This is a genomic window from Aquiflexum sp. (assembly GCF_041751335.1).
Classification (GTDB): Bacteria; Bacteroidota; Bacteroidia; order Cytophagales; family Cyclobacteriaceae; genus Aquiflexum.
The window spans coordinates 1-6,304 of the sequence record NZ_JBGSXS010000213.1 but is presented as its reverse complement, the minus strand read 5'-3'; the positions used below and the strand labels follow the sequence as shown (position 1 = coordinate 6,304).

The 6,304-nt window shown below is 41.2% G+C and carries 3 protein-coding genes, 1 tRNA gene and 1 pseudogene; 1 reads left to right on the top strand and 4 read right to left on the bottom strand.

What is annotated here, in order from left to right:
* Positions 1 to 171: 171 nt before the first annotated feature.
* Positions 172 to 246: transfer RNA gene (locus tag ACEW8U_RS11465), tRNA-Val, on the bottom strand.
* Between the two features lie 221 nt (positions 247 to 467).
* Positions 468 to 2,309: a TonB-dependent receptor gene (locus ACEW8U_RS11460; protein ID WP_373522178.1), complete on the bottom strand. Its 1,842-nt coding sequence runs from the start codon at positions 2,307 to 2,309 to the stop codon at positions 468 to 470.
* A 170-nt stretch (positions 2,310 to 2,479) separates the two neighbouring features.
* Between ACEW8U_RS11460 and ACEW8U_RS11455 the strand changes: the two genes are divergently transcribed.
* A complete protein-coding gene (locus ACEW8U_RS11455) occupies positions 2,480 to 4,432 on the top strand; it encodes a M1 family metallopeptidase (protein WP_373522177.1) in 1,953 nt (650 codons plus the stop codon).
* Positions 4,433 to 4,574: 142 nt separating this feature from the next.
* Here ACEW8U_RS11455 and ACEW8U_RS11450 read toward each other — a convergent pair whose 3' ends face one another.
* Entirely contained in the window at positions 4,575 to 5,702 is a 1,128-nt protein-coding gene (locus tag ACEW8U_RS11450) for an SO2930 family diheme c-type cytochrome (RefSeq protein ID WP_373522176.1), read from the bottom strand.
* A 4-nt stretch (positions 5,703 to 5,706) separates the two neighbouring features.
* Positions 5,707 to 6,304, bottom strand: a pseudogene (locus ACEW8U_RS11445) (hypothetical protein); the annotation flags it as partial.

The following is a 6,304-nucleotide window of genomic DNA, read 5'->3' as shown; positions in this document are numbered from 1 at the left end:
CCGACCCTCTGCTTGTAAGGCAGATGCTCTGAACCAACTGAGCTAAACTCCCAATAATAAAATCAACTGATTCGAGCCACCGACTCTTCCGATTTAAGATCGGAATGCTCTGAAACATCCCGATAGCTATCGGGATAAACTCCCAATAAAAGAGGTAAATGATAAAATCTGTGGGAGTTGAGGGATTCGAACCCCCGACCCTCTGCTTGTAAGGCAGATGCTCTGAACCAACTGAGCTAAACTCCCGAAATTTAAACTTTTCTGATTAAGTTCAAAACCTTCTGACTTTTTCGAAATTCTCTGAACCATCCCGATAGCTATCGGGATAAACACCCAGATGAAAAACCATTCTCCTTCAGAACGGAGTGCAAATGTAAAATTAAATTAGTACGTAGACAAAAAAAGAAATTTATTTTTCTGGTTTAAGTACTAATCCATTGATTTTGAATTATTAAAATTTATTCGTTCTAATCGATGTTTACCATAAACCCCGCCTTAAACCACCTTCCAGGCATCTGGACAAACCCTGCTTCAATATAATCTGTATTGGTAATATTGGAAACTTCCACAAAAAGACCGAATTTTTTTAATCGATTATAATCCAGTCTAGCATCCAAAAGAAAATAAGGATCCAAAGCGATTCTTTCCAAATACCTGCCTTTAACTGTCAATTCCGCTTTTTTGAAGAATTCAGCATTGATTCCTCCTATAAACTGGTTTTTGAGGGAATTCAAGGCAAATCTGGATTCCACACCTTCGGGTTGGACCAAATCAGCATTGATATAATTGTAGCTGAATGAAATGTCCTTGATCTTAACATTTTCCAAGCCCAAGTTTACCAAGTATTGAAAGGATGTTTCCAATCCATTGAAGGTTACCTGACTGATATTTCCTGGTGTCCATTGGTTGGGATTCGGTTGTACTGTACTAGGGGCACGGGTATAATCAATCAGATTTTCGGTAAATCGGTAGAAATAAACTATTTCAGCCCTAAGTCTTGATTTGTTCAGTTTCCAACCTACTTCAAAGTTTCTGGCCTCTTCTGGCAATAGATTTGGATTACTGGTGTTACTGGCATCCTGATAGTATAACTCTGTGTAGGATGGGATTCTAAAACTGTTACCAATATTGCTGTAAATCCTGGATGTTTCATTCAATTGAAATCCGATTTCAGCTCCTGGAAAATGTCTCCATCCATATTGACTGTAATAATTGGAATATATCCCTGCCCGCAGGTCAAACCTGTCCAGAAATTCAACCCTATGCTCTGCAAATACGCCCAGCAAACTTCTGCTGTGATCTCCCAAATTGTTGCTTTCAATGACTTCTTCCCGACCTTCAAGGCCGAATCCGGTAACTCCAAATTCAGAGGTATAGGAACTGTTCAACTCCAGTGCAAAAACATCTGATACGTGGTTGTTGGTGAAAAATTTAGGTTCATATCTGCGCAGCCTGAATTCATCTATATTTCTTCTCCAATACCCCCTTGTTTGGAAATAGAGGTCGTTATGGCTGTAGGTATGGCTCAAAGATGAAAGGTAAGTCTGTATACTTTCCCATTGGTCGGGAAACCTGTCGGTGTAAAATCCATTGGCCCCAAATTCCCTGTCGCTGTATCCAAACATGGCATTGAGCTCATTTTTTTCATTTATTTCATACCCGGATTCATAGAAAACATTGGTGACTTTGAAATCTGAGTTGTACCAATGCCCATCTGAAGCGTCATGGGAGACTGAAATGGTCTGTCTGTAATTACCTATGGGCAAGGATGAGACAATATTCCCTCCCCTCATTCCGAAATCACCTCCAAATCCCTGTATCTGTAAGCTCCTTGTTTCGGGAAGGGCAGTGATAATATTGATGGCACCTGCAAATGCATTTTGGCCGAAGATCCTTGATCCAGGACCTTTCAATACTTCAATTCTTTGGATGGACTGCAAGGGTACCGGAATAGTCATCATATGATTGCCAGTCTGCGGATCAGTCAGTTTTATTCCGTTGATCAGCATCAGGGTCTGTTCAAAACCGCCTCCTCTTATACCGATATTAGCCTGAACACCGCTGACACCTCTTTGCCTGACATCAATTCCGGGGGTGAATGCGAGCAGTTCCTGAATGCTTCTGGCCGGGGTGGTTTCTATTTCTTTTCTTTGGATGACACTTATATTTCTTGAAACCTTATTGAAAGGAATCCCGATCCTGTTTTCCATTACCGTAATCTCGCCCAATTCAACTTCCGTGCTGTCCTGATTGGCAAAAACCATGTTTAATGAAATGAGGATAGAAATTAAAGTAAAGTATAATTTCATAAGTAGTTGTGGTTTTTTTCAAGGCAAATTACAGAGGATTAAAATCTAAAAACAAATCACAATTTCTGATACTATTATTTCATTAAAAACATTCTGATAGTCCGATTGATTTTTTCTTATGGGAGCAATCTGTATTTTAGCACCTTAGTTTATTAAATAAGGAGTTTTCCATGAGATATAGATTTTATAAAATTTTCGTATTAATCCTTTTTTTTGGTTTTGAGGTGTATGCCCAACAGGTAAAGGACAATAGAGATGCTGCATTTACTGAATTCGGTTACAGACAAGGTTCGGCATACAGGACAGCTTCGGGAAAACCCGGGCCTTCGTATTGGCAAAATATGGCAGATTATGTCATTGAAGTCACCTTGAATGACTCTACACATACTATCAAAGGAAAAGTCAGCATCACCTATAAAAACAACAGCCCCGAAAACCTGGATTTTGTTTGGCTTTATTTGGAGCAGAACAGATTTACCGAAGATTCCAGAGGCTCCCTTACAACACCAATTCAGGGCAACAGATACAGTGGTGATCTCGATGGCGGATACAAAATCGAAAATGTGAAAGCCCAACTTTCTGGTAGAAACAAACTTGTTTCTAATGATTATTTGATCAATGATACCAGAATGCAGGTCTCATTTGCAGAACCACTTCCGGCCAATGGAGGCCAGGCAGTCATCTCTATGGACTTTGAATACAAGATTCCTGAGAAAGGCATGGACAGGATGGGGCGACTTAAAGTAAAGGATGGAATCATTTATGCTTTGGCGCAATGGTATCCCCGATTGGCGGTATTTGATGATGTGACAGGATGGAATACAGACCCTTATTTGGGTGCAGGGGAGTTTTATTTGGGTTATGGTGATTTTGAATATAGGGTAACTGTCCCCTCTGACCATATTGTAGTTGGTTCAGGAGAATTGTTGAATCCTGGGCAGGTGCTTACCAAAGAGCAGCAAAACAGGATGAAAAAAGCATCAGATAGTGATGAGCGGGTGTATATCATCAGTCCTGATGAAATAACAGATTATGCCAATCACAGGGCTAAACAAAGTGGTACCCAAACCTGGCATTTCAAAATCAAAAATTCAAGAGATATCGCTTTTGCCTCTTCAAAAGCATTTATTTGGGATGCTGCCAGAATCAACTTGCCAAGTGGAAAAAAAGCCATGGCACAATCAGTTTATCCAAAGGAAAGTGATGGACAGGATGCTTGGGGAAGATCTACCGAATACGGCAAGGCGTCCATAGAACATTACTCCGAAATGTGGTATGAATATCCTTATCCTGTAGCGGTCAATGTCGCAGCGGACATCAATGGTATGGAATATCCAGGGCTCAATTTCTGTAGCTACATGTCCAAAGGCGCTAGCCTTTGGGGAGTAACGGACCATGAATTTGGCCACAATTGGTTTCCCATGATTGTTGGTAGCAATGAAAGAAGGCATGCTTGGATGGATGAAGGCTTCAATACTTTTATCAACTATTATAGTTATCTCGCTTTCAATGATGGGGAGTATACCAATAACCTGATTCAAACCAGAAGGTATCTGGGTTGGCTGACCAATAAGGATAGGGAACCCATTGCCACCCATGCAGACCGCACCCAAACCAATAATCTAGGAATGGTGGCATATATGAAGCCGGCCCTTGGTCTGATGATGCTGAGGGAATATATCTTGGGCCATGGAAGGTTTGATAAAGCTTTTAGATCTTATATCAAAACATGGGCATATAAACATCCTCAGCCTACAGATTTTTTCAACCACATGGAAAATGTGGCCGGGGAAAATCTGGATTGGTTCTGGAAAGGCTGGTTTTATAGCAATGCCAATATTGACCTGGCCATCAATGCGGTGTATCCCTATGGAGCCAATTATATAGTGTCACTCTCCAATCTCGGGGAAATGCCCATGCCAGTCTTATTGGAAATCACCTATGAGGATGGGGAAAAAGAAAGAAGGATGCTTCCTGTAGAGATTTGGTTCAAAGGCAACCAATGGAACCATTTGCTCAAAGTGGATAAAAAAGTGGTATCAGTGGAAATTGATCCGGACAAAGTCATTACCGACATCAATGCCGGGAACGATAAATGGCCGAGTGGGGTGTATAGGGATTGAAAAAAATGAGGAGGCTTTCTTCTAATTTCGTCTTGTCGCTTTTTTAAAGTTTTAATGGAACGCTGATAACGCAGATTTAGCTGATTTTACTGATTTCTTTATCTGCGTGAATCAGTAAAATCAGTTTCATATGCGTTCCATTCTATTTCATCCCATCAATCCACTCCCTAATCAATCCAACCCCTTCTTCATGGACACTAACTCTGCCCAACTCCGGCATGGCTGCACCGACTTTGTTGGTGGACATCCGGAAAGTTATGATGGATTCATCCGCTTTTCCTGGATAAATGGCATATTTGAAAGACCCTGCTCCAAAACCGGCAGCAACAGGAGTTTTAAAAACCCCAAGTTTCATAGGATCTGTTTCCTCATAGTCCAAAAAAAGCCCCGAAGTACTTGCAGGCCCTTCAGCCCGATGGCAATGGGCACAGTTGATGTCGAGATAGGCTTTGGCACGCAATTCCAATGGTTGGGAAACATCGCTATAATCTACCATTGTGGGGTATTGGTTTAAATCCTGAATCTTTGGAAGAAATCCCACTTCTGACCATTTGACCAATTGGTTTTTGCTTTCCTCTCCGAATCGGATGGCATGGTTGAGGTATTTTGCCTTTACCCCAATGGGGACCATGACTTCATTTTCGTTGTGGCAGCTTTTGCATTGGTTTTTGTTGGGCACGATATAGTTGATGACCTGTTCATTGCCGTTCAGGTCTGTCCAACTCACTTCTTTTTCCGCACCGACTACCTTGTATTCTGCCTCGGTCTGATCGTCTTTCCAGATATAGGGAAATGCTTCCCATACTCCCTGTCGCTTGACCATCAGCCTGGTTTCAATGATTCTTTTTTCCCATTCCGGATTTCTGAAATCTAGCGGGTAATAAAAATTCTTGATAATAATGGTCTTGTCCGGAAAATCAAAAGAGCCTCCCAGGTCTTGTTTGATGATGGCAGAATTACCTTCAGGCATCCAGATATATCGTGATTTAAAAGCATAATCTGTGAACAGGGAAGATGAAGGTTTATAATAGACAAGTTCCCCGCTTGGATTCAATGCCCTCAACTGACCTTTGAAAAAACCATACTCCGAAAGGTTTTTAAAAGGGATCTGACTGAAATCAATTTCTGCGATATTGATATCCGGGGCATCGGTATATTCGATCTGCACCTGCTCTTCCACAGTTTTTTCCTGCTCCTTTTTCCCGGAGCAACTAAAACCCAATATCAAGAAAATTAAACTTAATGGAATATATCGCTGACTGAACTTCATGAGGTTATAATTTGGCTACTGCACTAACATCGGTTTTGATTACCGTTTCGCACTGGAAGTGGGTATAATCCTTGGATGCTTTGATATTGTCCTCGCCTTCCCAAAGGTCAAAAAGCGTAAAATGCAGTTTTTCCATACCTGATTCCCTGATGCACACCTTCATAGGATTTGATGAAATGTTGTCACTGATGTTTTTGTCCCAAAACCCATCGTAGATAATATCCTGGGTTTTTCCTTTGCCATGGGCATTATAGACGGAAATCAATTGTCCGAATTCTTTTGTCAGGTCAGGTATTTTCCATGACCTTTTGTAGTCATTACCATGAACATAGATATTGGATGTAAATGGTGACCAATTTGGCGCTTCAGCGGGAAACCCTGTGATATGGTAATTGGCAATGGCTACTCCGACAGTTTTGTTTTTATGAATTCTATTATTGTATACTTCCACATCCTTTGCTGCCAAAAGTATGATTCCCGATCCGGGAGGAATCATGGTCACGGTGTTTCCGTTGGGTTCATCACTTAGTGGTACGGCAAAATTGACATGGTTATTGGAAATGACATCATTGTCATAAATCTTGGTGCCACGACCCTCAGCT

Excerpts from the sequence above, each read along its gene's own strand:
- ACEW8U_RS11450 (WP_373522176.1), bottom strand. The coding sequence starts at position 5,702 with ATGAAGTTCAGTCAGCGATATATTCCATTAAGTTTAATTTTCTTGATA.
- ACEW8U_RS11460 (WP_373522178.1), bottom strand. The coding sequence starts at position 2,309 with ATGAAATTATACTTTACTTTAATTTCTATCCTCATTTCATTAAACATG.
- ACEW8U_RS11455 (WP_373522177.1), top strand. The coding sequence starts at position 2,480 with ATGAGATATAGATTTTATAAAATTTTCGTATTAATCCTTTTTTTTGGT.